22 protein-coding genes, 4 tRNA genes and 1 pseudogene are annotated in these 22,995 nt (G+C 58.6%); 9 read left to right on the forward strand and 18 right to left on the reverse strand.

Features of this window, described 5'->3' with window-relative positions; all coding sequences use genetic code 11:
• Position 1: 1 nt before the first annotated feature.
• From clpB to H8B20_RS25365, 5 genes are all read left to right on the forward strand, one after another.
• Positions 2-2,566: an ATP-dependent chaperone ClpB gene (gene clpB, locus H8B20_RS25345; RefSeq protein WP_042561126.1), complete on the forward strand. Its 2,565-nt coding sequence runs from the start codon at positions 2-4 to the stop codon at positions 2,564-2,566.
• Between the two features lie 296 nt (positions 2,567-2,862).
• Positions 2,863-2,938 (forward strand) — tRNA-Asn (locus tag H8B20_RS25350).
• A 9-nt stretch (positions 2,939-2,947) separates the two neighbouring features.
• Positions 2,948-3,024 (forward strand) — tRNA-Pro (locus tag H8B20_RS25355).
• Between the two features lie 5 nt (positions 3,025-3,029).
• Positions 3,030-3,105: transfer RNA gene (locus tag H8B20_RS25360), tRNA-Lys, on the forward strand.
• A 94-nt stretch (positions 3,106-3,199) separates the two neighbouring features.
• Positions 3,200-3,276: transfer RNA gene (locus tag H8B20_RS25365), tRNA-Pro, on the forward strand.
• Between the two features lie 136 nt (positions 3,277-3,412).
• Here the strand turns inward: H8B20_RS25365 and H8B20_RS25370 are convergent.
• The 9 genes and pseudogenes from H8B20_RS25370 to H8B20_RS25410 all read right to left on the reverse strand — a co-directional run.
• The gene (locus H8B20_RS25370; RefSeq protein ID WP_042561125.1) at positions 3,413-3,820 is read right to left on the reverse strand and encodes an HvfA family oxazolone/thioamide-modified RiPP metallophore; all 408 of its coding nucleotides are present in this window, start codon (positions 3,818-3,820) and stop codon (positions 3,413-3,415) included.
• 294 nt (positions 3,821-4,114) lie between these two features.
• Complete coding sequence (locus H8B20_RS25375) at positions 4,115-5,413, reverse strand: NAD(P)/FAD-dependent oxidoreductase (protein ID WP_042561124.1); 1,299 nt, start codon at positions 5,411-5,413, stop codon at positions 4,115-4,117.
• Positions 5,414-5,476: 63 nt separating this feature from the next.
• Entirely contained in the window at positions 5,477-5,650 is a 174-nt protein-coding gene (locus H8B20_RS25380) for a DUF3094 family protein (protein ID WP_042561123.1), read from the reverse strand.
• Positions 5,651-5,701: 51 nt separating this feature from the next.
• Positions 5,702-6,229 carry an MOSC domain-containing protein gene (locus H8B20_RS25385; protein WP_042561122.1) on the reverse strand — a complete coding sequence of 176 codons (528 nt, stop codon included), beginning with the start codon at positions 6,227-6,229 and terminating at the stop codon, positions 5,702-5,704.
• Positions 6,226-6,852, reverse strand: a complete 627-nt coding sequence (locus H8B20_RS25390) for a DUF1780 domain-containing protein (RefSeq protein WP_007909887.1) — start codon at positions 6,850-6,852, stop codon at positions 6,226-6,228. The genes H8B20_RS25385 and H8B20_RS25390 overlap by 4 nt, the downstream gene beginning before the upstream one ends.
• A 58-nt stretch (positions 6,853-6,910) precedes the next feature.
• Positions 6,911-8,194 carry a C4-dicarboxylate TRAP transporter large permease protein DctM gene (gene dctM, locus H8B20_RS25395; protein ID WP_042561121.1) on the reverse strand — a complete coding sequence of 428 codons (1,284 nt, stop codon included), beginning with the start codon at positions 8,192-8,194 and terminating at the stop codon, positions 6,911-6,913.
• Positions 8,191-8,823, reverse strand: coding sequence for a TRAP transporter small permease (locus H8B20_RS25400; protein ID WP_150602215.1), 633 nt, complete (start codon positions 8,821-8,823; stop codon positions 8,191-8,193). The genes dctM and H8B20_RS25400 overlap by 4 nt, the downstream gene beginning before the upstream one ends.
• Positions 8,824-8,896: 73 nt before the next feature.
• Entirely contained in the window at positions 8,897-9,892 is a 996-nt protein-coding gene (locus H8B20_RS25405) for a TRAP transporter substrate-binding protein (protein WP_150597108.1), read from the reverse strand.
• Between the two features lie 107 nt (positions 9,893-9,999).
• Positions 10,000-10,172 (reverse strand): annotated as a pseudogene (locus H8B20_RS25410) (potassium transporter TrkH); the annotation flags it as partial.
• Positions 10,173-10,348: 176 nt separating this feature from the next.
• Between H8B20_RS25410 and H8B20_RS25415 the strand changes: the two are divergent.
• A complete protein-coding gene (locus tag H8B20_RS25415; protein WP_042561117.1) occupies positions 10,349-11,038 on the forward strand; it encodes an energy-coupling factor ABC transporter permease in 690 nt (229 codons plus the stop codon).
• Between the two features lie 65 nt (positions 11,039-11,103).
• Entirely contained in the window at positions 11,104-11,319 is a 216-nt protein-coding gene (locus tag H8B20_RS25420; RefSeq protein ID WP_042561116.1) for a hypothetical protein, read from the forward strand.
• A gap of 5 nt (positions 11,320-11,324) precedes the next feature.
• Here the strand turns inward: H8B20_RS25420 and yacG are convergent, their stop codons facing one another.
• From yacG to pilB, 5 genes are read right to left on the reverse strand one after another with little or no spacing between them, the layout of a single operon-like run.
• Positions 11,325-11,525 carry a DNA gyrase inhibitor YacG gene (yacG, locus tag H8B20_RS25425; protein ID WP_042561115.1) on the reverse strand — a complete coding sequence of 67 codons (201 nt, stop codon included), beginning with the start codon at positions 11,523-11,525 and terminating at the stop codon, positions 11,325-11,327.
• Positions 11,522-12,145 (reverse strand): dephospho-CoA kinase, encoded by a 624-nt coding sequence (coaE, locus tag H8B20_RS25430; protein ID WP_210624931.1) that lies wholly within the window; start codon positions 12,143-12,145, stop codon positions 11,522-11,524. Before coaE ends, yacG begins: the two co-directional genes overlap by 4 nt.
• Positions 12,142-13,014, reverse strand: coding sequence for a prepilin peptidase (locus H8B20_RS25435; RefSeq protein WP_210624932.1), 873 nt, complete (start codon positions 13,012-13,014; stop codon positions 12,142-12,144). The genes coaE and H8B20_RS25435 overlap by 4 nt, the downstream gene beginning before the upstream one ends.
• A 1-nt stretch (position 13,015) precedes the next feature.
• Positions 13,016-14,233 (reverse strand): type II secretion system F family protein, encoded by a 1,218-nt coding sequence (locus tag H8B20_RS25440; protein ID WP_115146559.1) that lies wholly within the window; start codon positions 14,231-14,233, stop codon positions 13,016-13,018.
• Between the two features lie 2 nt (positions 14,234-14,235).
• The gene (gene pilB / locus H8B20_RS25445) at positions 14,236-15,936 is read right to left on the reverse strand and encodes a type IV-A pilus assembly ATPase PilB (protein ID WP_210624933.1); all 1,701 of its coding nucleotides are present in this window, start codon (positions 15,934-15,936) and stop codon (positions 14,236-14,238) included.
• Positions 15,937-16,162: 226 nt separating this feature from the next.
• Here pilB and H8B20_RS25450 point away from each other — a divergent pair, with 226 nt between their 5' ends.
• A complete protein-coding gene (locus tag H8B20_RS25450) occupies positions 16,163-16,603 on the forward strand; it encodes a pilin (protein ID WP_210624934.1) in 441 nt (146 codons plus the stop codon).
• A 298-nt stretch (positions 16,604-16,901) separates the two neighbouring features.
• The gene (locus H8B20_RS25455) at positions 16,902-17,258 is read left to right on the forward strand and encodes a BON domain-containing protein (RefSeq protein WP_042561109.1); all 357 of its coding nucleotides are present in this window, start codon (positions 16,902-16,904) and stop codon (positions 17,256-17,258) included.
• A 265-nt stretch (positions 17,259-17,523) separates the two neighbouring features.
• Here the strand turns inward: H8B20_RS25455 and H8B20_RS25460 are convergent, their stop codons facing one another.
• The 4 genes from H8B20_RS25460 to H8B20_RS25475 form a co-directional block, all read right to left on the reverse strand.
• The gene (locus tag H8B20_RS25460; protein WP_210624935.1) at positions 17,524-17,823 is read right to left on the reverse strand and encodes a DUF2845 domain-containing protein; all 300 of its coding nucleotides are present in this window, start codon (positions 17,821-17,823) and stop codon (positions 17,524-17,526) included.
• Positions 17,820-20,771, reverse strand: a complete 2,952-nt coding sequence (locus H8B20_RS25465) for a DUF748 domain-containing protein (RefSeq protein ID WP_210624954.1) — start codon at positions 20,769-20,771, stop codon at positions 17,820-17,822. The genes H8B20_RS25460 and H8B20_RS25465 overlap by 4 nt, the downstream gene beginning before the upstream one ends.
• 183 nt (positions 20,772-20,954) lie before the next feature.
• Entirely contained in the window at positions 20,955-21,971 is a 1,017-nt protein-coding gene (locus tag H8B20_RS25470) for a class I SAM-dependent rRNA methyltransferase (RefSeq protein WP_210624936.1), read from the reverse strand.
• A gap of 117 nt (positions 21,972-22,088) precedes the next feature.
• Entirely contained in the window at positions 22,089-22,961 is an 873-nt protein-coding gene (locus H8B20_RS25475; RefSeq protein WP_042561105.1) for an oxygenase MpaB family protein, read from the reverse strand.
• Positions 22,962-22,995: the final 34 nt, after the last annotated feature.

Consider the following 22,995-nt stretch of genomic DNA (forward strand, 5'->3'; position numbering starts at 1 on the left):
CATGCGTATAGACCGTTTAACCAGCAAATTACAGTTGGCCTTGTCCGACGCCCAGTCGTTGGCTGTCGGCCACGATCATCCGGCCATCGAGCCGGCGCACTTGATGCAGGCCATGCTTGAACAGCAGGGTGGTTCGATCAAACCTCTGCTGATGCAAGTAGGCTTTGACGTCAACAGTCTGCGAAAAGAGCTGACCAAAGAGCTCGATCAATTACCAAAAATCCAGAACCCGACTGGCGACGTGAATATGTCGCAGGATCTGGCGCGCCTGCTCAACCAGGCTGATCGTCTGGCCCAGCAGAAGGGCGATCAGTTCATTTCCAGCGAACTGGTGTTGCTCGCTGCGATGGACGAAAACAGCAAGCTCGGCAAACTGTTGCTCGGCCAGGGCGTGAGCAAGAAAGCTCTGGAAAACGCGATCAACAACCTGCGCGGTGGCGAAGCCGTTAACGACGCCAACCACGAAGAGTCGCGTCAGGCGCTGGATAAATACACCGTCGACCTGACCAAGCGCGCCGAAGACGGCAAGCTTGATCCGGTGATCGGCCGTGACGACGAAATCCGTCGCACCATCCAGGTTCTGCAGCGTCGCACCAAGAACAACCCGGTGTTGATCGGTGAGCCTGGCGTGGGTAAAACCGCGATTGCCGAAGGTCTGGCCCAGCGCATCATCAACGGCGAAGTGCCGGACGGCCTCAAGGGCAAGCGTCTGCTGTCCCTCGATATGGGCGCACTGATTGCCGGTGCCAAGTATCGCGGTGAGTTCGAAGAGCGCCTGAAATCACTGCTCAATGAGCTGTCGAAGCAGGAAGGGCAGATCATTCTGTTCATTGACGAACTGCACACCATGGTCGGCGCCGGTAAGGGCGAAGGCTCCATGGATGCGGGCAACATGCTCAAGCCTGCGCTGGCTCGCGGCGAGTTGCATTGCGTTGGCGCAACCACGCTCAACGAGTACCGCCAATATATAGAGAAGGATGCGGCCCTCGAACGGCGCTTCCAGAAAGTTTTGGTGGAAGAGCCGAGCGAAGAAGACACCATCGCGATCCTGCGTGGCCTCAAAGAGCGTTACGAGGTTCACCATAAAGTCGCGATCACCGACGGCGCGATCATTGCGGCGGCCAAGCTCAGCCACCGTTACATCACTGATCGGCAGTTGCCGGACAAGGCCATCGACCTGATCGACGAGGCCGCCAGCCGCATCCGCATGGAGATCGATTCCAAGCCGGAAGTGCTGGATCGTCTGGAGCGCCGTTTGATTCAGCTGAAAGTTGAATCTCAGGCACTGAAGAAAGAAAGCGATGAAGCGGCGATGAAGCGCCTGGAAAAACTTCAGGAAGAAATCGTCCGTCTTGAGCGCGAGTACTCGGACCTGGAAGAAATCTGGAACTCGGAAAAAGCCGAGGTGCAGGGCTCTGCACAGATTCAGCAGAAGATCGAACAGTCCCGTCAGGAACTGGAAGCCGCGCGCCGCAAAGGCGATCTGAACCGCATGGCGGAGTTGCAGTACGGGGTCATCCCGGATCTGGAGCGCAGCCTGCAAATGGTCGACCAGCACGGCAAGAGCGAAAACCAGTTGCTGCGCAGCAAGGTGACTGAGGAAGAAATCGCGGAGGTCGTGTCGAAGTGGACCGGCATCCCGGTGTCGAAAATGCTCGAAGGCGAGCGCGACAAGCTGATGAAGATGGAAAGCCTGTTGCACAAGCGCGTGATCGGTCAGGAAGAGGCGGTCGTGGCGGTCTCCAATGCAGTGCGTCGTTCGCGCGCCGGGTTGTCCGACCCGAATCGTCCGAGCGGCTCGTTCATGTTTCTCGGCCCGACCGGTGTCGGTAAAACCGAGCTGTGCAAGGCTCTCGCCGAGTTCCTCTTTGATACTGAAGAGGCGATGGTGCGGATCGACATGTCCGAGTTCATGGAGAAACATTCCGTGGCACGGCTGATCGGTGCGCCACCGGGATACGTCGGTTACGAAGAGGGCGGTTACCTGACCGAAGCGGTACGGCGCAAGCCTTACTCGGTGATCCTCTTGGACGAAGTCGAGAAGGCGCATCCGGATGTGTTCAACATTCTGCTGCAAGTGCTTGAGGATGGCCGTTTGACCGACAGTCATGGCCGTACGGTCGATTTCCGCAATACCGTGATTGTCATGACCTCTAACCTCGGCTCGTCGCAGATCCAGGAGCTGGTCGGTGATCATGAGGCACAACGTGCGGCCGTCATGGACGCGCTGACTTCCCACTTCCGTCCGGAGTTCATCAACCGGGTCGACGAGGTGGTGATCTTCGAGCCTTTGGCGCGGGATCAGATCGCGGGTATCACCGAGATCCAGTTGGGCCGCCTGCGCAGCCGTCTGGCCGAGCGCGAGCTGAAGCTGGAACTGAGTCCGGAGGCGATGGACAAGCTGATTGCCGTCGGCTACGACCCGGTCTATGGCGCACGTCCTCTGAAGCGGGCGATCCAGCGCTGGATCGAAAACCCGCTGGCGCAACTGATCCTGTCGGGGCATTTCCTGCCTGGCGCGACAGCAACAGGTGCAGTGGAGAACGACGAAATCGTTTTCAACTGATCCGCAGCGTCAATAAAATAAGGAAGGCCTCGCATTGCGAGGCCTTTTTTTCGCCAGGCTGTTGAACTGAAAGGAAAAGGCTTGTAAAGTGCGCCCCGCAGTCAGTCACCCACAAGGGTTTCAGCTCACTGAGCGGAAATCTGAAATAAGTTGCAAATCATTAACTTGAAAGCGATTTAGGGGGTTGACAGAGGTGTTCTAGGTTGTAGAATAGCGCGCCTCAGACACACGAACGCAGCGATGCGAACAGAGTCTGAAAGCTTCAAGTTTCACCGTTGTAAATTGAAATATGTAGTTCCGTGATAGCTCAGTCGGTAGAGCAAATGACTGTTAATCATTGGGTCCCAGGTTCGAGTCCTGGTCACGGAGCCAATTTCAAACCGGGGTATAGCGCAGTCCGGTAGCGCGCCTGCTTTGGGAGCAGGATGTCAGGAGTTCGAATCCCCTTACCCCGACCATTTTTGGGTCGTTAGCTCAGTTGGTAGAGCAGTTGGCTTTTAACCAATTGGTCGTAGGTTCGAATCCCACACGACCCACCATTTTTGAAACCAGTTAACGCTGGGATCGAATCTTAAGATCAGAGGCCAAAAGCGCTGATCGAAGAAGGCGATCGAAAGGTCGCCTTTTTTTTACCGGGGTATAGCGCAGTCCGGTAGCGCGCCTGCTTTGGGAGCAGGATGTCAGGAGTTCGAATCCCCTTACCCCGACCATATTAAAAATCCTCGTATCGAAAGATACGGGGATTTTTTTTGTCCGGCATTTATAAGCCCCACAGCAACAGTGCTTGTTTGGGGCGTAAAAAAGCCGCGTTTTCCAAAGGAAGACGCGGCTTTGTCTACAGCCGACTCAGGCGCCGTCTTGATCTTTCAGGTGTTCGAACAGACCCTTGGGCATTTTCTTGCCGTTGGCTTCGAAGTTGGCTTTCACGTTGTCATACGCCTCTTGCTCATCGATGAAGCCGTCATGGTTGGTGTCGATCTTGTCGAAGTCGGATTTCGGCGCGACTTTGATGAACTCGGCGCGCGAGACTTTGCCGTCGCCATCGCTGTCAGTCTTGGCCATCGAGGCGTCGCCGCATTTGCCCTCACCGCATTTGCCTTCCGGGGTTTTTACCGAGGTTTCTGCTGACGCGACCATGTAGCCCTGAGCCAGCGGCTGCGCGGCGAATACCGAGCCGGATAGCATCAGACCTCCCGCCAGTGCAGCGCCGAACAGGCCAATGGATTTTTTGCCGAGAGTCGAGTGATGGGACATTGCATTCTCCTACGGTTGCACAGCGCAACCACACGTTAAGGACGATCAGCCGGAGCAGGTGTGCTCAGGTGGGGCCATTAGGCGGTGGCGGTGTATCGCGTCTGTGTCGTGGAGCGGGGCGTTTGTAAGCGAAGGTGGGGAGAGCGGGGCGGGATACAGTCAGACACATCTCTGCAGATCACCCTCAAACCCTGTAGGAGCATTCGAGTGAAACGAGGCTGCGGTCTTTTGATCTTGATCTTTAAAAGCCAGATCAAAAGATCGCAGCGTGCCGCAGCTCCTACAGATATTGCATCAATGCAGCTTCAGACGCGGCTCAGTCCCGCGACCGATCTTGCTGCCCAGCATCAGCATTGCCGTGCGGAAAGGCCCGTACAGCGCCATCTGGTGCATGCGATACAGCGACACGTAAAACATCCGCGCCAGCCAGCCTTCGAGCATCACGCTGCCGGTCAGGTTGCCCATCAGGTTACCCACAGCCGAGAAGCGCGACAGCGAAATCAGCGAGCCGTAGTCGGTGTATTTGTACTCCGGCAGGGTTTTGCCTTCGATGCGCAGTTTCAGCGACTTGGCCAGCAGTGACGCCTGTTGGTGCGCGGCTTGCGCACGCGGCGGCACGTTGCGGTCGGAGCCAGGTTGCGGGCATGCGGCGCAATCGCCGAACGCGAAGATGTTTTCGTCGCGGGTGGTTTGCAGGGTGGGTAGCACTTGCAGTTGATTGATGCGGTTGCTTTCCAGGCCATCGAGATCCTTGAGGAAACCCGGTGCGCGAATGCCCGCCGCCCAGACCTTCAGGCTGGCCTTGATCTCGTTGCCATCGGCGGTAATCAGGCTGTCGGCCGTCACTTCGCTGACTGACGCGTTGGTCATCACGTTGACCCCGAGTTTCTCCAGCGTCTTGTGCACCGGCCCGCTGATGCGCTCCGGCAGGGCAGGCAGCACCCGTGGCCCGGCTTCGATGAGGGTGATGTGCATGTTTTCCGGTTTGATGCGGTCGAGGCCGTACGCCGCCAGTTCATGCGCCGCGTTGTGCAGTTCTGCCGCCAGCTCGACGCCAGTAGCACCGGCGCCGACGATGGCCACGCTGATCTGCTGGACCACATCGGTTTGCCCGGCATGGGCACGCAGATAGTGGTTGAGCAGTTGCTGGTGGAAACGCTCGGCCTGTTTGCGGGTGTCGAGGAACAGGCAGTGCTGCGCGGCGCCCTGAGTGCCGAAATCGTTGGTGGTACTGCCGACTGCGATCACCAGCGAGTCATAAGCCACTTCGCGGGCGGGCACCAGTTCGACGCCGTTTTCGTCGTAGGTGGCGGCCAGCTGGATTTTCTTCGCGGCACGATCAAGCCCGCTCATGCGCCCCAGCTGGAACTCGAAGTGGTTCCATTTTGCCTGGGCAACATAGTTGAGTTCGTCTTCGGAGGAGTTCAGCGATCCAGCCGCCACTTCGTGCAACAGCGGTTTCCAGATGTGCGTCAGGTTCGCGTCGACCAGCATCACACTGGCCGTGCCGCGCTTGCCCAGAGTCTTACCCAGGCGGGTAGCCAACTCCAGACCGCCGGCGCCGCCGCCGACAATAACAATACGATGGGACATAGGGATAACTCGCAAGGTTTTTAAAAGAAATCGGTGCGATTACCCGAGCGAGCGCGATGCAGCTCATAGCGTCAGGTAACTTATAAATCGGCTCAACAGGCCCAGACCAATGGTCACTGCCAGCACCAGCACCAGGAGCATCCACGGCCGGAAAGGCCGGCGCTCGACACGGTGTTGGGACAGTTGCAGGTACTCTTCGACATGCTTTTGGTCTTCGGGTTTCAGGCGGCTGGTCATAAAGGCCTCGTCAGGTAGACGTTGCTGGATGTGCAGAAGCTACAGCGGTTTTCAACCGGGGTTGAACGCAGCATAGCCGCTGTCCGGAACCGGTTCGACACAGAGGCTATCGTCGAGGCGAATGATGCCGCTTTGTAACACCCGTGCGGTGATTCCGCCATGTCCGCGCACCGCTTGAAAGGTGCCGGGGCCGAGGTTGTTCTGCAGGCGTGCGCAGGGCTGGCACCAGCCGGTGGTTTCGAAAATCGCCTGACCGATACGAAAGCGCCTGCCCTTGAGGCTGAACAGGTTGATCCCGCTTATAACGAGATTGCGCCGCAGATCTTCAGGTTTTACCGGTTGGTCGTGCGGGCGTCCCATCAATGCGCTGATCACGGCCAGATGTTCCCACTGAATCAGCGTCACTTGCCGCGCGTTGCGCACCCCGGGGCGGGCGTGGTCGCCGGTCAGTCCGGCTTCAAGGCGTGCTTCAACGGCATCGAGTTCGATCATCGGTCCACGGGATTCGGGGCGCACGCCGATCCAGCGCACGGTGCCGGTTTGCGGGACATCGGCGATCAATTGCTGAAGTGGTGTCACAGGCTTATCCCTACATCGAAGACGATGCTGCGCCCCAAGTTACTGCGCAGAAAGTCCGGTGCATCGGGGTGCGCAAACAGCACGCGGGCGAACGTCGGGCCGACGAGGGACAGCGAACGCCAGCCCTGACGCAAATATTCGGTCGGCGGCGGAAAGTGGCTGTTGAGGTCCAGCACTTCGCGCTTGAGGCTGGCGAACGCGATGATGTCCAGCTCGCCCAGATCCATGCCGCGCTCCTTGTAGTTGTGGGCTTTTTTGCGCAGCGTCGGCGCGAGGCGCAAGAGGAATTCATTGGCCGGAATCCGCTTTGGCTTGGCTTCGCGGCGCACCAGTTGACTGAGGGAAAACGCGCTGCGCCGACGTTGCAGTTCATCGCGCCATTCGTCGTTAAGCCTGCGCCCCTCGTCGAGGACGAAGAATACTTCGAAGTTGGCGTCGCGAAACAGCACGTCCGGCGGCTCGCCGGCAGGCGCGAACTCGTCGGCGCGATAAGGAATGTTCAGGCCTTGCAGCAGGCGCTGGCAGACCCAACGCTCACGCTCCCATTTGCGGGCATTGGACAGGAATGCGTTGGCCTGCTCGGCCGCGATGGTCAGCAGGCGTAAGTAATCTGAGTCATCCATAGGCCAAGCTTAGCGTTCAAATGTGATCGAAGTAGTGGCCAGGAACAACTCTTCCCGGTTACGTCATCCCCAGCCAGTTGGGCAGGGCCAGCGAAATCCACGGTACATAGGTTATCAATATCAGGAACAGTAACAGGATAATCAGCCAAGGCATCGCCGCACGGATGGTGGCACCCAGCGACATGCCTGTCACCGCCGACGTGACGAACAGGTTCAGCCCCACGGGCGGAGTAATCAGCCCGATCTCCAGGTTCACCACCATGATGATGCCCAGGTGGATCGGGTCGATCCCCAACTGCACGGCAATCGGAAACAGGATCGGCGCCAGGATCAGGATGATTGCCGAAGGCTCCATGAACGCCCCCGCCACCAGTAATACGATGTTCACCACCAGCAGGAACGTCACCGGCGTCAGCCCCGCGCCGATGACCCAGGCGGTGATTTGTTGCGGGATTTGCTCGGTGGTCAACACATGAGCGAACAGCATGGCATTGGCGATGATGAACATCAGCATGATGCTCAGCTTGGCGGATTCCAGCAGCACTTTCGGTGTCTCACGGAACGTCATGTCCTTGTAGACGAACAGTGCAATGAATGCCGAGTAGACCGCCGCCACTGCCGCCGCCTCGGTCGGGGTGAACATTCCTGAGTAGATGCCGCCCAGGATGATGACCATCAGCAACAGGCCCCAGATGGCTTTGCGTGCTGCCGTAAACCATTCACGAACGGTGGCACGAGGCATGGCGGGCAGGTTTTTCCTCACGGCGACGACATAGATAGCCACCATCAGCGCGGTACCCAGCAGCAAACCCGGTATGACTCCGGCCATGAACAGCTTGCCGACCGAGGTTTCCGTCGCAGCGGCATACACCACCATGACGATGGAGGGTGGAATGAGAATGCCCAGCGTGCCGGCATTGCACACGATGCCGGCACCGAACGCCTGTGGATAACCGGAGCGGACCATGCCCGCAATTGCGATGGAACCCACGGCCGCGACCGTTGCAGGGCTTGAGCCGGACAGCGCGGCGAACAACATGCACGCGAGGACGGCTGCGATGGCCAGGCCGCCGCGAATATGTCCGACACACGCATTGGCGAAGTCGATCAGGCGCCGCGCCACGCCGCCCGTGGTCATGAACGCGCCGGCCAGCAAAAAGAACGGGATTGCCAGTAAGGTGTAGTGCTCGGATGTCTCGAATAATTTGATGGCCAGTGAGCGCACGGAGTCGGGGCTGAACAGAATGATCGTCATCGAGCCGGCCAAACCCAGGGAAATGGCGATCGGTACGCCGATGAACATCAGCACGAACAGGGCGACGAAGAGGAACAGAATGGTCATTTCTTGTCATCCTCATGGTCGGTCAGTTTCAGCGCATCTGCGGCTTCATCGGCCAGGCCCAGGCCGGTTTGACGGTTCTGCACGATGCGCACGAGGATTTCGGCAAAGCGGATGAACACCAGAGCGAAACCGACAGGCACGATCAGTCCGATGTGCCACTGCATGATGCCGTAGTGACCGAGATCCTCGGCGCCGATACCGGCGATGAACAACGTTTGAATCCATTCGAAACTGCTGACACTGAGCAGCCCCGCATAGCCGAGACAGCACAGGCAGGCAATGATGGCGATGATGCGCTGAGCCGGTTTGCTGGCCAGCTTCACCAAGGCATCGACACCGATATGCCCGGCAGTGCGCACGCCATAGGACAAGCCAAAAAAGATCAGCCAGGCAAACAGGGCTTTGGTCAACGCGATGCTCCAAGTCATGGCCTGGGCCATTCCCATGATGCTGTCGCCAATTGCGAATAACGATTCACTGGCGCCTTGCCATTGCTCGGCGAAGCTGTAGAAAACGCTATAGAGGTTGTTCAGGATGACGTAAACGAACGTCACCAGCGTCATTGCCGCCAACAGGAAAACAATGAAGCCTTCCTCGAAGTGGTCCCAGATACGCCGCAAGGCATTCATGAATGGCTGCTCCCGATCGAGTGACGACAATGAAACAGGTGCCGCCGCTTTGAGGCGGCACACGCGGGCAGGTTTACTGAGCCTGGTTCGAGGCGTCGGCGGCCTTGATCAGGTCGGCGCCGATAGCACCTTCGAACTTCGCCCAGACCGGCTTCATTTTTTCACGCCACTCGCCACGTTGTTCCGGAGTCAGCAGGATGATTTCAGTGGTTTTGGCGTCGACGATATGCTGTTTGGCGTCCTGGTTGAGCTTCTCCGCGTCTTTGTTTACCTGGGCGGTAACCTCGACGATTATTTTGTCCAGTTCGGTTCTCACATCCGGCGGCAGGCCATTCCAGAACTTGGTGTTGGTGATCAGCATGTAGTCGAGCAAGCCATGGTCGGATTCAGTGATGAACTTTTGCACCTCGTGCATTTTCTGACTGAAGATGTTCGAGTAAGGGTTTTCCGCGCCATTCACGACACCGGTCTGCAAGCTCTGATACACCTCGGCGAAGCTCAACTTGCGCGGGTTGGCTTTCACTGCTTTGAATTGTTCATCCAGTACGGCCGACGCCTGTACACGGAATTTCAGACCCCGGGCATCGCCCGGTACAACCAGCTTCTTGTTGGCGGACAGCTGCTTCATGCCGTTGTGCCAATAAGCGAGGCCTGTAATGTTCTTGCTTTCCATCGACTTGAGCAGTTCCTGGCCTTGAGGGCTGCGCTGGAAACGGTCGACGGCCGAGATGTCGTTGAACAGGAACGGCAAGTCGAATAGCTGCAATTTCGGTGTGTATTGTTCGAACTTTGCCAGCGACGGAGCAATGAGTTGCACATCGCCCAACAGCAGTGCCTCCATTTCCTTGCCGTCGCCAAACAATGAAGAGTTCGGGTAGACCTCAACCTTGACCTTGTCCTTCAGGCGTTCTTCGACGAGTTTCTTGAATAGCAGGGCGCCTTGGCCCTTGGGCGTTTGCTCGGCGACTACATGGGAAAACTTGATAACGATTGGATCGGCCGCCAGCGCCAGGCCCGATACGCCCAGCGCAAGTGCGCAGACGACTGCGTTGCGCAATGATTTAAGCATTGAGATGTTCCTCTTGTTTTAGTTCTCGTGCGGCTCGTGACTCAAAAGCGTTTGCACGGTGGACAAGAGGAGTCTAGGCAATAAATCGCAATTGGTTGTCGAGACTGGTATTTCCAGAAAACTGGTGTGAGCAGCACCAGGACGGTGAGGATCTCCAGTCTTCCCAACAGCATGCCGACAGTCAGCAGCCATTGGCAGCATCGGGTAGTGTGGAAAGGTTTCCCGCCGGGCCGCTCAATGCAGTTGTCCAGTCCAGGCCGATGAGCGCCAACCCCATGGCGGAGCAATCCTGGAGATGCCGCGTCCAGCCGCCACGCGCAGTAGCGTGATACGGCGAGTCGCAAACGGCGGTATAGACTGAGAACTGTCTCGACGGGAGAACCGCGTGAAAAATATAACAGTGTCGCTGCTCGATCTTTGGCTGGCGCGGCCCCAGGCGTCAGCGAAGGCTCACCTATGATCGGCGCCGAATTGCTGTCATCCACAAGTCTGACGCTCGGATGGCTGATCTATCTGCCGGTGCTGTTCTGGGCGATTGTTCGTGCTCCTTGGGTCGAGTTGTTCAGTGATAGCCGTCGCCAGCATCTGTTGTTCGGCACGGTGTTCGCGCTGTTTCTGTTGTGGCTGGTGCGCCGGGATTTCGATACCGGGGTCGCTTATCACTTCATCGGCATGACGGCGGTGACATTGCTGCTCGACTGGCCGCTGGCGATTCTCGGCGGGCTGGTGGCGCAAGTTGGCCTGGTGCTGCTCGGGCGCCAGGATCTCGCGGCACTGGGGGTCAACGGTGCACTGTTTATTCTGCTGCCGGTGCTGGTTACCGAGTGCGTGGCGATCCTCGTCGAGCGCGCCCAGCCACGCAATCCCTTTGTGTACATCTTCTGCTCCGGGTTTCTCGCCGCCGCGCTGTCAGCGCTGTTGTGTCTGCTGCTGAGCCTGACATTGCTCTGGTACGACGGCCTGTTTGCCATGCCCGAATGGCTGGAAGACTTTATCGGCTACCTGTGGCTGATCATATTCCCCGAGGCGTTCATCAACGGCATGGTGGTCAGCGCACTGGTGGTGTTCAGCCCGGAATGGCTGGAGACCTTCAATCGCACGCGCTACCTTTCGGCACCCTGGAAGGACGACGATCCCAAGTCTTGATCCACATCAAACCCGCCACGCGCGCGGCATTTCATGCTCGGCCAAATTCCTTCAGGAGCGGCAGCATGAGTGTGTACGAGTGGGCGCGGCAGGAAACCCGCAAGAGTCTGGAGATGGCGCAAGAGGTGGGGTTCGATCCGGGGTTGAGCCTGCGGGCCTTGCTCAGTGCGGTGGTGCAACAGAGCAAGACCGTGCGCAACGCCGAAGACCTGGCCGACGAGTTGCGCTTTCTGGCGGAAAACCTCGACGACGATCAGGACTACGGCTTCATGCGGCCCTGAAGGGATCAGTGGCGCGGATCGAAATCGCCGGAAAACAGTTCATCCTCGGCGTCCGGTGCGACCGGGATCTTGTGCTCTTCCGAGGCCCAGGCGCCCAAGTCGATCAGTTTGCAGCGATCGGAGCAGAACGGCCGGAATTTGTTATCCGGAGTGAATTCCACGGGGGCGCCACACGTTGGGCATTCTACGGTCGGGATCTGGCTCATGATTGGCCTCCACTTAAAGTCAGGTAAAAGTCATGCAGGCGCTCGACCTCGCTGTGCAGCCAGGCGAGGTCGCGGTCGTTAACCACCACGTCGTCGGCACGGCTCACGCGGTCTTCACGGCTCGACTGGGCTTTGAGGATCGCCTGAACCTGCTGTTCGCTGGTCTGGTCACGCTGCAAGGTGCGTTCGATCTGCAGTTGTTGCGGAGCGTCGATCACCAGGATTCGCTGGGTCATCGCGTATTGCCCGGATTCGATCAACAGCGGCGAAACCAGAATCGCATAGGGCGATTTTGCCTGCGCCAGATGATGGGCGATTTCCTCGGCGATCAACGGATGCAGCAGGGCTTCGAGCCAGCGGCGCTGCTCCGGGACTTCGAAGATCAGCTTGCGCAGGGCGGCGCGATCCAGCGTGCCGTCAGCCCGTAACACGCCGGCGCCGAAGTGCTCGGCAATCCTGGCCAGCGCCGGGCGACCCGGTTCGACTACCCAGCGTGCTGCGTGATCAGCGTCGACCACATGGACGCCAAGGTCGATGAAGTGCTGGGCCGCGGCGCTTTTGCCGCTGCCGATGCCGCCGGTCAGGCCGAGAATCCAGGGTTTTTCCACAGGGGTATTCATTTCAAACCGACAAACTGCCAATAGAAGTCGGTTATTTGACCACCCCAGAGCAAGGCAATCCAGCCGGCAATTGCCAGATAGGGGCCGAAGGGGATCGGCGTCGAGGTTTTCTGCTCGCGCACACGCAGCAAAATCACCCCGATAATCGCTCCCACCAGCGAAGACAGCAGGATCGTCAGCGGCAGAATCTGCCAGCCACCCCAGGCGCCGAGCAGCGCCAGCAGCTTGAAATCACCGTGACCGATGCCGTCCTTGCCGGTCAGCAGTTTGAACAGCCAGAAAACCGACCACAGCGCCATGTAACCGGCCACCGCGCCCCACATTGCATCGTGCAGCGGCACGAACAGCCCGAAACTGTTGACGATCAGCCCCAGCCACAACAACGGCAGCACCAGCACATCGGGCAGCAATTGATGCTCGGTGTCGATCAGACTCATCGCCAGCAAGCCCCAGGTGAGGAAGATCAACAGACAGGCCGGCCAGCCAAAACCCACCTGCCAGGCGATAAACGCCGAAAGCAGTCCACAACTCAGTTCGGTCAGTGGATAGCGTTTGCTGATCGGCGCTGCGCACGCGGAGCAGCGTCCGCGCAGGCACAGATAACTGAGCAGCGGGATGTTTTCCCACGCACGAATTCGATGTGCGCAGTGCGGGCACTCGGAGTGCGGCAGCATCAGGTTGTAGGTCGGCAGCGGCGTTTCGCCGGGCAGACCGAGCACGTCCTGCGCCTGCTGGCGCCAGTCGCGCTCGAGCATTTTCGGCAGGCGCCAGACCAGCACATTGAGAAAGCTGCCGACGATAAGACCGAGCAGCAACGCCGTGCAGACGAAGGCCAGTGGGTAAACGGCAAAGAGTTCGTCGATAGGCATGTCAGATCGCTGAGCCGAGTTGGAAGATCGGCAGGTACATCGCCACCACCAGACCGCCGACAATCACCCCCAGGACAACCATGATGAACGGCTCCATGAGGCTGGTGAGGTTGTCGACCATATTATCCACTTCGTCCTCGTAAAACCCGGCGACCTTGTCGAGCATCTCGTCCAGCGCGCCGGACTCTTCGCCGATGGCGGTCATCTGCACCGCCATGTTGGGAAAAACCCCGGTGGCGCGCATGGAAAAATTCAGCTGCATACCCGTGGAAACATCCTGGCGGATGCGCAATACCGCGCGCTTGAACACCACGTTGCCCGTGGCGCCGGCCACCGAGTCGAGCGCTTCCACCAACGGCACGCCGGCAGCAAATGTGGTCGACAGGGTCCGGGCGAAGCGTGCAACGGCAGATTTGTACATCAGCGTGCCCACCAACGGCAGCTTCAATAGCCAGGTGTCTTTGCGATCGCGCATGGCCTGGGATGTTTTCAGCGCACGGCGGGTGCCGAAAAAAGCGGCCACCAGCGCAACGAGTATCGCCCACCACCATTGCTGCATGAATTCCGAGAGGCTGATGACCAGCAGGGTGAAGGCCGGCAACTCGGCGCCAAAACCGGAAAAAACCGACTCGAATTGCGGCACCACTTTCACCAGCAGAATCCCGGTCACCACGGCTGCAACCAGCACCACGGCGGTGGGGTAAGTCATGGCTTTCTTGATTTTGGCCTTGAGGGCTTCGCTTTTTTCCTTGTAGGTCGCGACCCGTTCCAGCAACGTGTCGAGGGCGCCGGACTGTTCGCCGGCATCCACGAGGTTGCAATACAACTCATCGAAATACTGCGGCTTCTTGCGCAGGGCGTTGGCGAAACTGTTACCGGCGGCGATCTCCTGTTTCACCTCGTCGACCAGTTTGCGCATGGCCGGGTTTTCGAAGCCCTCACCGATGATGTCGAACGACTGCAGCAGCGGCACGCCAGCCTTCATCATGGTCGCCATCTGCCGCGTGAACAGGGCGATGTCCCGGGGCTTGATGCGTTTGCCGAAGCTAAAAAGCGAGGCAGTTTTTTTACGCACCTTGCCCGGATTGATCCCTTGCTTGCGCAGTTGAGCCTTGATCAGTGCCGGGTTCTGCCCGCTTAATTCACCGCTGAGTTTGCTGCCTTTCCTGTCCGTGCCTTCCCAGGCGTAGACGCTGATTTTCGCTGCCTTGACCGCCATGTTCAGTCCTTGGTGACCCGGTTGATTTCTTCCAGGCTGGTAATGCCTTGCATGGCTTTGCGCAGGCCTGAGGTACGCAGGTCGTCGAAGCCGTCGCGGCGCATCTGGATGTCGATTTCCAGCGAGTTGCCCTCGGCCATGATCAGTCGTTGCAGGTCTGCTGTGTTCTTCACCACTTCATAAATCCCCACGCGACCCTTGTAACCGCCATTGCAGTGATCGCAACCGACTGGCTCGTAGATCGTGAAACTGCCGATGCGTTCCTCGGGGAAACCTTCCTTGATCAGGGTTTCGCGCGGAATCTCGATGGCTCTCTTGCAGTGGCTGCACAGCTTGCGCGCCAGCCGCTGGGCGATGATCAGGCTGACCGAAGTGGCGATGTTGAAGCCGGGGATGCCCATGTTATGCAGTCGCGTCAGGGTTTCCGCCGCACTGTTGGTGTGCAGTGTCGAAAGCACGAGGTGGCCGGTCTGCGCAGCCTTGATCGCGATCTCGGCGGTTTCCAGATCGCGGATCTCGCCGACCATGATCACGTCCGGATCCTGACGCAGGAACGAGCGCAAGGCCTGGGCAAAATCGAGCCCCTGTCTGGGGTTGACGTTGACCTGGTTGATGCCTTCCATATTGATCTCCACCGGGTCTTCGGCAGTGGATATGTTGATGTCGACCGTGTTGAGAATATTCAGCCCGGTGTACAGCGACACCGTTTTGCCCGAGCCAGTGGGGCCGGTGACCAGAATCATCCCTTGTGGCTGCTTGAGGGCTGCCAAATACAGGACTTTCTGCTCAGGCTCATAGCCGAGGGCGTCGATGCCCATTTGCGCGCTGGAGGGATCGAGAATCCGGATCACCACTTTCTCGCCCCACAGGGTTGGCAGGGTATTGACCCGGAAGTCGATCGACTTGCTTTTGGACAGGCGCATCTTGATCCGCCCGTCCTGCGGTTTGCGCCGTTCCGAGATGTCGAGGCTGGCCATGACTTTCAAACGTGCGGCGATGCGCCCGGCCAGTTGGATCGGCGGCTTGGCCACCTCGCGCAGAATGCCGTCGGTGCGCACCCGTACCCGGTAGTTTTTTTCGTAAGGCTCGAAATGCAGGTCGGAGGAGCCGCTTTTGATCGCATCGAGCAGCATCTTGTGGACGAAACGCACCACCGGCGCATCGTCGGCGTCTTGTCCGCCGATGGCGTCCTGCTTGTTGTCGTCGATCGATTCGACATCGAGGCCGTCGAGATCGACGTCGGCCATGTCTTCGAGACCGGTGCCGTGAGTGTCGAAGAATTTTTCGATGGCATCGCTGAGCTTGTCGTCCTCCACCAGGATGGCTTCGGTGCTCAACCCGGTGCTGAACTGGATGTCGTTGATTGCCTGGTGATTGCTCGGGTCGGAAATCCCCACGAACAGCTTGTTGCCGCGTCGCCACAAGGGCAGGGCGTGATGCTGGCGCACCAGTTTTTCACTGACCAGGCCTTTGGGCTGGGTTTCCTTGTCCAGGCAATTAAGGTCGAGGAACGCCATGCCGAAGTGCTCGGAGGCGATCTCGGCGACCTGCGCGCTCTTTACCAGCTTGTTCTGCACCAGATAACTGACCAGCGACAGCCGATTGCGCTGGGCCTGTTGCCAGGCCTGCTGGGCACTTTTTTCCGTGAGCAGTTCGGCCTGCACCAATTGCTTGGCCAGACCGCTCAAAGCGATGTCATTCATGGGGATTCCGCACGCTTGCAGTTCATGACTTATAGCCTAGTCAAGTGACAGCGCCAAACACGGTCGGTGCAGGTGACAAAAAGTGTCAGATAGTGCGGTTGCGGGCTGTAGGAAACTGCGTAGAGCGCTGCTCGCGCTTCGTGGGCAGGGCTTTCAGGCGCTTGGCATGGGCTATGCTCTGTTCTTCTCAGATCATGAGATTTCGACTCATGCATGGAGCGTTTCTATGAAAAAACAACAAGGTTTTACGCTGATCGAGTTGCTGATCGTTGTGGCGATCATCGGGATTCTGGCGACTATCGCCCTGCCGCAGTATTCGAAATATCAAGCGCGATCCAAGGTGACGGCGGGTTTGGCAGAGATCAGCGCTCTGAAAGTGCCGTTTGAAGACACCATCAATCAGGGGACAGATCCGACGCTGACGTTGGTGGCCGGTGGTGCCGCGGCGACGACGTCCAACTGCACACTGGCGGCTACGGGCACAGCCTCTTCGGGTGCCGGTTCGATCACTTGCACACTGGTCAATGCCCCGGGTCCTGTGTTGGGCAAAACGATCACGCTCAGCCGCTCAGGCTCGGCCACCGGTGCAACATCCGGCGTGTGGACGTGCGCTACGACGGTTAATGCGGAATATTCCCCTAGAGGCTGCACGGCCAGCGGTGCGTAATCCGAAAGCCTTCGTCCAATGAATGCCCCGCAATGCGGGGCATTTTTCATTGCGCAGCGCTTCATAAAAGCTTCAATAATTTCAGCGCCTTAGGAACTTTTCAAAAAGCCGCAACTTGCATGTGAATATTCAGCCACTCATGCATTTTGCATGAATCCGGAAATTTGCCTTATTTATAAGTTATTGATTTATATAGGTTTTATGTCATCTGAAAAGTTGGCACAGCGTTCGCAATATCTACGGTAACCCTGCTGACAAGACATCCAGCAGACTTTCCAGAAAAACAGGAGTTACTCGTATGAAGAAGTTCGCTATCACTGCCGCTGCTGCAACCGCGCTGACCCTGACCATGGCTTCCGGTGCATTTGCACAATCGGCTCAGGCTACTCAGGCTCCAATGACTCTGGCAGCCGGTGAAGTCACCGAGATGAAACAAGATACTTCCGATACCTGGATCACCACTAAGGTCAAAGCCGACCTGGTCACCGAAAAAGGCATTCCAGGTACCGACATCAAAGTAGAAACCAACAAAGGCGTTGTGTCGCTGTCGTCGACTACTGCTGTAACCGAATCGCAGAAAGACGTAGCTGTTGCCATCGCCAAGAAAATCAAAGGCGTCAAAGCGGTCTCCGCTGACGGCCTGAAAGCCGAGTAAGGCATGACTTCTCGCCTGGACCGGGAGAAGGGGCGACAGACGGGCCGAGCAATACGTCTGCCGCAACTTTAGAGTTCATGCGAACGATCACACGGATGTGATCATTACGGGCCCCGACACTTTGTGTCGGGGCCCGTTTTATTTGGCACGCAACAAACAATGTGGGAGCGAGCCTGCTCGCGAAGTGCTCTGTCAGCCGACGAAGATGTCGACTGACGCAATGCATTCGCGAGCAGGCTCGCTCCCACATGAGTTTGGTGTCGGGTCAGTTACCGCGTTTGCTATTGATCTGCTTCAGACGATTGCCTTCAAAGCGCAGATATTGATACATGCCGTTGTTCGGGCCGTAGGTCCATTCCTCGACCTGAAACTCTTCCCGCCGATTGGCGCTGCGCTTGTAACCCAGTGCATCGCGGCTCACAGGCTCGCCACACTTGTTCAGCACCTCGCTTGCGCGGTCGCCAAGGCTGATCAGTTGCCTGCCGCAACGCAACGTATCGGAGGCTGACGCCTGGCCAACAACGAATGTCAGTGCCATCGCTGCCAGCCATTTACCATTGCTCATTCGGCATCCAGGTGCATTTGCGTCACCACCCTACCGTCGCTTTCAGCCTCGCCCAGATTGGTGTCGATGAAGTACACGCGGTCGTCAGCCAGTTGGCCCTTGTCCACCAGAAAATCCTTGATGCTGCTGGCACGGTCCTGGCCCAACTGACGCAGCAGCACATCGCTGGAACTCCAGAACTGGATCACGCCTTCGCGCATTTTCGCTGTGCGTTCTTCCTTGCCCAGATCCTTCCATTCGGCCGGCGGCTGAGTCTTCAGACGAGTGCGATAGATGCCTTCGAGCAGTGGGCCTTTCTCGCTGTCCGGCACGTCAATCAAGGACGCCTGAGCCGGGACTTTATCGCCGCGGCGCTGGAGCATCTTGTAGTAGTTGTATTGGTATTCACGTTCCAGGCGCTGTTCGGCAAGCAATGGGCCGTCGCTGCTTTTGGCGGCGACGCCCTCGATTTCCAGGCGCAGGGCCGGACGCTCCTTGAGTGCTTGGGACAGCTTGATCAGCGCCCCCTCGGCATCCTTGTTCAACTCGCTGGAGCCCGGCGCGAAGGACACCGTGCCGAGATCCTGGGAGCCGCCACCGCTGACCAAACCGCCAATCATTTTGAATGGTGCCGCAGCGGCTTTGACGATCAGATTGCGCAGGGTCTGCCAGACAATCGGCATCACGCTGAATTGCGGATTGTTCAAGTCGCCCGTCACGGGTAACTCGATGGAGATTTTGCCGTCGACGTCCTTGAGCAACGCGATCGCCAGTTTCAACGGCAGGCTTGTCGCATCCGGACTGTCGACTCTCTCACCCAGCTGCAATTGCTCGACCACCACTTTGTTCTCGGCCTTCAGTTGGCCCTTGGTGATCAGGTAATGCAGGTCTAGGTTGAGCCGGCCCTTGCGGATGCGGTATCCGGCGAATTTGCCGGAGTAGGGCGTCAGGGTGGTCAGCTCGACCCGTTTGAAACTGGTGGTGATGTCGAGGCTGGCCATCGGGTCGAAAGGATTGACCGCGCCCTTGATGGTCACCGGTGCATAGCGGTCAACCTTGCCTTTGATGTCGACAGTGGCCGGTTTCGACTGTCGACTGTCGATGGTGCCGATCTGGCCGTTGAGTTGCTGGACGGCGGTGGCGAAATTCGGCGTCAGGCTGAAATCGGCGAAGTTGGCCGAGCCGTCGTTGATGGCGATACCGCCGATGCGAATGCCCAATGGTTTGTCTTTGCTGGCCGGTTTGGCGGCGGCGGTTTTCGTGCCGCTGTCGGCAGGCTGCGGAATCAGCAGATCATCGATGTTGGTGGTGCGGTCATCGTTGATCATGAAGCGCACGTACGGCTGAAACAGGTTGACCTTGTCGATCGACAGGCTGTCGCCGTGCTGGTAGTTCAGGCCTTCCACGACCACTTGCTGCCACTTGAGGAAGTCGCGGGTTTTCAGGGTGTCGAGGGTGTGCAGTTGATCGATCTGCGCGCGGCCGGTCACGCTGAGCGCCAGCGGTTCGGTGCTCTTGAGGTTGACCTTGAGGTCACTGCCGAGCATGCCGCTACGCAATTCGAGACGAATGAACGGATTGATGTAGGACTGCGCGACACGCAGGTCGATGTCCTGGGTTTTAACGTTGAGCTGGGCGTTGACCGGTGCCAGATTGACCGTGCCATCGGCGAGGATCTTGCCCTGCTTGCCTAACCCGGTATCGAGTTTGAGCTTGAAGGGTGATCCGTTGAGGCTGTCAAAATCCTGCAGGTCGACGTTCAGCGGGGTGACATCCAGTGTCACCGGTGGATTGGCCGACCGGTCAGCCACGTGGACGGTGTAGTTGCGCAGCTGCACATCTTTGAGCAGTACTTGCCATGGCTTGTCCGGCGCACTCGGTTCAGGTTTTGGCGAGTCGGCGGTCGCAGGCGTGCTGGCCGGTTCGGCGGCGGCTTTGGCGGCAGGTTTCGACGGTTGGCTGGCGAACAGTTTCTGCCAGTCCAGTTGCCCGTCAGCCTCAAGGGCGGCCCAGGTTTCCAGTTTCTGGCTACGAATCTTGCCAACCACCACTTGCTGTTTCGCCAGGTCCACCGAGGTCTCGCTGACATCAAGGCGTTCAAGTTTCGCCAGTGGGCGCCCGTCGGGTGCCTTGATCGCGAACGGCGCGATGCTCAGTGCAATGTTGTTCAGTTGCAGCTCGGTTTGTTTCGACAGATTGAGTTTGTATTCGGTGCTGAGGTTCATCACGCCGTTTTCAAGAACCAGGGGCACTGCGTCTCGCACGTAAGGCCAAAACGCTTTCATATTGCCGTCGGTGATTTTCAGCGTGCCTTCGGAGGTGATCGGGATCAGGCTGAAATTGCCGCTCCAGTCGATTCGGCCACCGTTGGGACCGATCGCGACCAGCGTCATGTCGGCGCTGTCTTCGGGCAGGGTGCTGAGATTTTTCAGCTCGAAGTTGAGATCGTCGTAGAGGAATTCGATGGGTTCGCTCGGGCGCACATCCTCAAAGTGCACGACACCGTTGGCGAGTTTGATCTGGTCGATGCGCAGAGGAAACGGTTTGGCATCGGGATCGGCGGGTGTCGGTTCACTGGCGGGTATGTTGAACAGACCGAGCAGGTTGAGCTTGCCGTCTTTGGCGAAGAGGATTTCGGTCTTCGGTTTGTCCAGTTCGATGTTGGACAGATGGACTGCTTTCGTCCAAAGGCTATCGAGTTGCAGGTCGGCGTACAGGCGTTCAAAACCGACCTGCTCTTTGCCGGGCTCGCCGATGACCAGGCCCCACAAGGTGACTTCAAGGCTGAACGGATTGAGTTCGATGCGCTGGATATGCGCAGGCACCGTCGCATAGTTGGCCAGTTGCTGGTTGGCAACACGCAAGGCGATGCCCGGTAAAATCAGAAACCCGAGCAAGCTGTAGAGGGCCAGAGCGGTCAACAGTGCGCCAATCGCGCGAATCAATCCTTTGGGCATGTGCGGCTTCATCTGTCGGAAACGGAGTGCCTTGGAGTATGGCACGCGATTCTGGTTCCGAAGTACCTGGTGTGGAGCAGGATTGTTCAGATTTGTCTGCAATTTTGTAGGAGCTGCCGCAGGCTGCGATCTTTTGATCAAAAAAAACAAAGTCAAAAGATCGCAGCCTGCGGCAGCTCCTACATGGGCAAGTGATCAGAGTTGCAGGATCAGGGTTTTCAGTGGCGGCTGTTGGTCCAGCGACGGAAAGTCCGCGCCCGGGGTCATCACGCTCCATTCGCGCACCGGGCGCCCGGCCTTCTCGGCGCAACGCAGGACCTGTTCGCGCCAGTCGTCCATGCTGACTTTCGCCAGGTTGTTGCAGCAGATCAGCACCCCGTTGTCGGCGGTGGTCAGTAGGGCCGGTTTGAGCAGGCTTTGATAGTCGCGCAGCAGGTCGACGGTGCCGAACGCGCTCTTGGCCCAAGCCGGCGGATCGAGCAGTACCAGATCGTACTGGCGCTGTTCCAGGCGCTGATAGCTCGGCAGTTTCTGCCCGCGTCGTTGACTGATGGGCAGACCGGCCAGTTGGCGGATGGCCGGAAAGTAGTCGGACTGGACGAACTCCATTTCCGGCAACCGCGGATTGAGCAAACCGTTTTCGCGACCGACGGCGAGGTTGCCCTCGGCAAAGTCGAGGTTGCACACTTCACGAGCGCCACCGGCCGCGGCACTCAAGCCAACGCCGCAGGTGTAGGCGAACAGGTTGAGCACGCTTTTGCCTTTGGCGTGATCCTTGACCCAGCCGCGGGTGTTGCGCAGGTCGAGGAACAGCAGCGGATCCTGCCCGGCATGGCGTCCGCGTACACGGTAATTCAGGCCCCATTCGTGACCGACCAGATCCACCAGCGCCGCGTCGTCGGCCCGGTAGACGTGGTCTTCGCGGTCGATACGCGAGTTGCCGCGGGAGCGGTCGTTGTAAACCAGCAAAGTCTCCAGGCCCAGGGTCTGGTTGACGATGGCGTGCAGTTGCAACAGATCGTCACGCTCCAGCGTCTGGTGAAAACTTTGCACCAGCAATTGCGGGCCGTAACGGTCGATGGTCAGGCCGCCGGCGCCTTCCTGGCTGCCATGGAACAGGCGATAGCAATCGGTGCCCTGGCTGTGCAGTACAGAGAGCAAGTCCTGACGTTGATCGAGGGCGGCGCGCAGCGCCTGATTCAAGGAAGACATGCGGGCGCCTTGCTGGAGAGAATTGGGGCGCGGGAGTTTAACAGTTACTGAGCTGCACGCTCCAAGCTTCAAGCCTCAAGCTCAAAACTTGCAGCTTGCAGCTTGCAGCTCTGAGCGTCAGCGAAGCAGCCCCATCCGCCGCTTTGCCCGTTGCACCGAGCCATTGCGCATCGCCCAGCGCAACATCGGCGCGCTGCGCTTGACGCTGGCGCGGATCAGTTGGCGTTGCAGCGGATTCTGTCGGGCGTCGAGCATGTCGCTGGCCCAGTCCGGCAACAGATCGATGCCGGCCTTCATCATCAGATCGCCAAATGGCCGCGCCATCAGGCTGGGGGCCGGGGCTTCGAGCAGCAGGCGCAGGACTTCGCGGCTGCGCTCATCGCAGAGCAATTGTGGGCGCATGCGTTGCAGATAATCCGCCACGGCCTGCCGCGATTTCGGCACATCCCGGGCGCCGAGACGCTCGGCGACCACGGCGATTTCTGCGTAATACCGGTCCTGATCGGCCAATGACAACTGTGGATTGCGATAACGCAGATGCGCCGCAAGAAAGTTACTGACTTCCGCCACATGCACCCACGTCAGCAAATCCGGATCGCTGGCCGCATAAGGCCGGCCATCTGGCGCCGTGCCGACGACTTGCAGGTGAATGGTGCGGACTTTCTCGATCAACCAGTCGGCGTCGCGGCGTGAACCAAAAGTGGTGCCGGAGACAAACTGACTGGTGCGGCGCAAACGTCCGAGCATGTCTTCACGAAAGTTCGAGTGGTCCCAGACCCCGGCCAGCGCCAGTGGATGCAGCGCCTGCAGCAGTAGCGCACTGATGCCTCCGATCAACATGCTGCTGAAGTCGCCGTGCACCTGCCAACTGACCGACTCGGGGCCAAACAGCCCCGGGTCGCCCTTGGGGTTTTCCAGATCGAGCTGGCCGAGGGACAGACCGGTCAGGCTCATGAGTTGGTTTTCGATACGACTGCGGATGAATTCCATGAGCACTCAGTGAGGGAGGGGGGCGCGCTCGGTT

Source organism: Pseudomonas sp. P42 (assembly GCF_017973755.1).
Taxonomy (GTDB): Bacteria; Pseudomonadota; Gammaproteobacteria; order Pseudomonadales; family Pseudomonadaceae; genus Aquipseudomonas; species Aquipseudomonas iridis.

Bases quoted from the DNA above. Each gene is read 5' to 3' on its own strand.
- clpB (WP_042561126.1), top strand. From the start codon at position 2: ATGCGTATAGACCGTTTAACCAGCAAATTACAGTTGGCCTTGTCCGAC.
- H8B20_RS25370 (WP_042561125.1), bottom strand. From the start codon at position 3,820: ATGTCCCATCACTCGACTCTCGGCAAAAAATCCATTGGCCTGTTCGGC.
- H8B20_RS25375 (WP_042561124.1), bottom strand. From the start codon at position 5,413: ATGTCCCATCGTATTGTTATTGTCGGCGGCGGCGCCGGCGGTCTGGAG.
- H8B20_RS25380 (WP_042561123.1), bottom strand. From the start codon at position 5,650: ATGACCAGCCGCCTGAAACCCGAAGACCAAAAGCATGTCGAAGAGTAC.
- H8B20_RS25390 (WP_007909887.1), bottom strand. From the start codon at position 6,852: ATGGATGACTCAGATTACTTACGCCTGCTGACCATCGCGGCCGAGCAG.
- dctM (WP_042561121.1), bottom strand. From the start codon at position 8,194: ATGACCATTCTGTTCCTCTTCGTCGCCCTGTTCGTGCTGATGTTCATC.
- H8B20_RS25400 (WP_150602215.1), bottom strand. From the start codon at position 8,823: ATGAATGCCTTGCGGCGTATCTGGGACCACTTCGAGGAAGGCTTCATT.
- H8B20_RS25405 (WP_150597108.1), bottom strand. From the start codon at position 9,892: ATGCTTAAATCATTGCGCAACGCAGTCGTCTGCGCACTTGCGCTGGGC.
- H8B20_RS25415 (WP_042561117.1), top strand. From the start codon at position 10,349: ATGATCGGCGCCGAATTGCTGTCATCCACAAGTCTGACGCTCGGATGG.
- H8B20_RS25420 (WP_042561116.1), top strand. From the start codon at position 11,104: ATGAGTGTGTACGAGTGGGCGCGGCAGGAAACCCGCAAGAGTCTGGAG.
- yacG (WP_042561115.1), bottom strand. From the start codon at position 11,525: ATGAGCCAGATCCCGACCGTAGAATGCCCAACGTGTGGCGCCCCCGTG.
- coaE (WP_210624931.1), bottom strand. From the start codon at position 12,145: ATGAATACCCCTGTGGAAAAACCCTGGATTCTCGGCCTGACCGGCGGC.
- H8B20_RS25435 (WP_210624932.1), bottom strand. From the start codon at position 13,014: ATGCCTATCGACGAACTCTTTGCCGTTTACCCACTGGCCTTCGTCTGC.
- H8B20_RS25440 (WP_115146559.1), bottom strand. From the start codon at position 14,233: ATGGCGGTCAAGGCAGCGAAAATCAGCGTCTACGCCTGGGAAGGCACG.
- pilB (WP_210624933.1), bottom strand. From the start codon at position 15,936: ATGAATGACATCGCTTTGAGCGGTCTGGCCAAGCAATTGGTGCAGGCC.
- H8B20_RS25450 (WP_210624934.1), top strand. From the start codon at position 16,163: ATGAAAAAACAACAAGGTTTTACGCTGATCGAGTTGCTGATCGTTGTG.
- H8B20_RS25455 (WP_042561109.1), top strand. From the start codon at position 16,902: ATGAAGAAGTTCGCTATCACTGCCGCTGCTGCAACCGCGCTGACCCTG.
- H8B20_RS25460 (WP_210624935.1), bottom strand. From the start codon at position 17,823: ATGAGCAATGGTAAATGGCTGGCAGCGATGGCACTGACATTCGTTGTT.
- H8B20_RS25465 (WP_210624954.1), bottom strand. From the start codon at position 20,771: ATGAAGCCGCACATGCCCAAAGGATTGATTCGCGCGATTGGCGCACTG.
- H8B20_RS25470 (WP_210624936.1), bottom strand. From the start codon at position 21,971: ATGTCTTCCTTGAATCAGGCGCTGCGCGCCGCCCTCGATCAACGTCAG.
- H8B20_RS25475 (WP_042561105.1), bottom strand. From the start codon at position 22,961: ATGGAATTCATCCGCAGTCGTATCGAAAACCAACTCATGAGCCTGACC.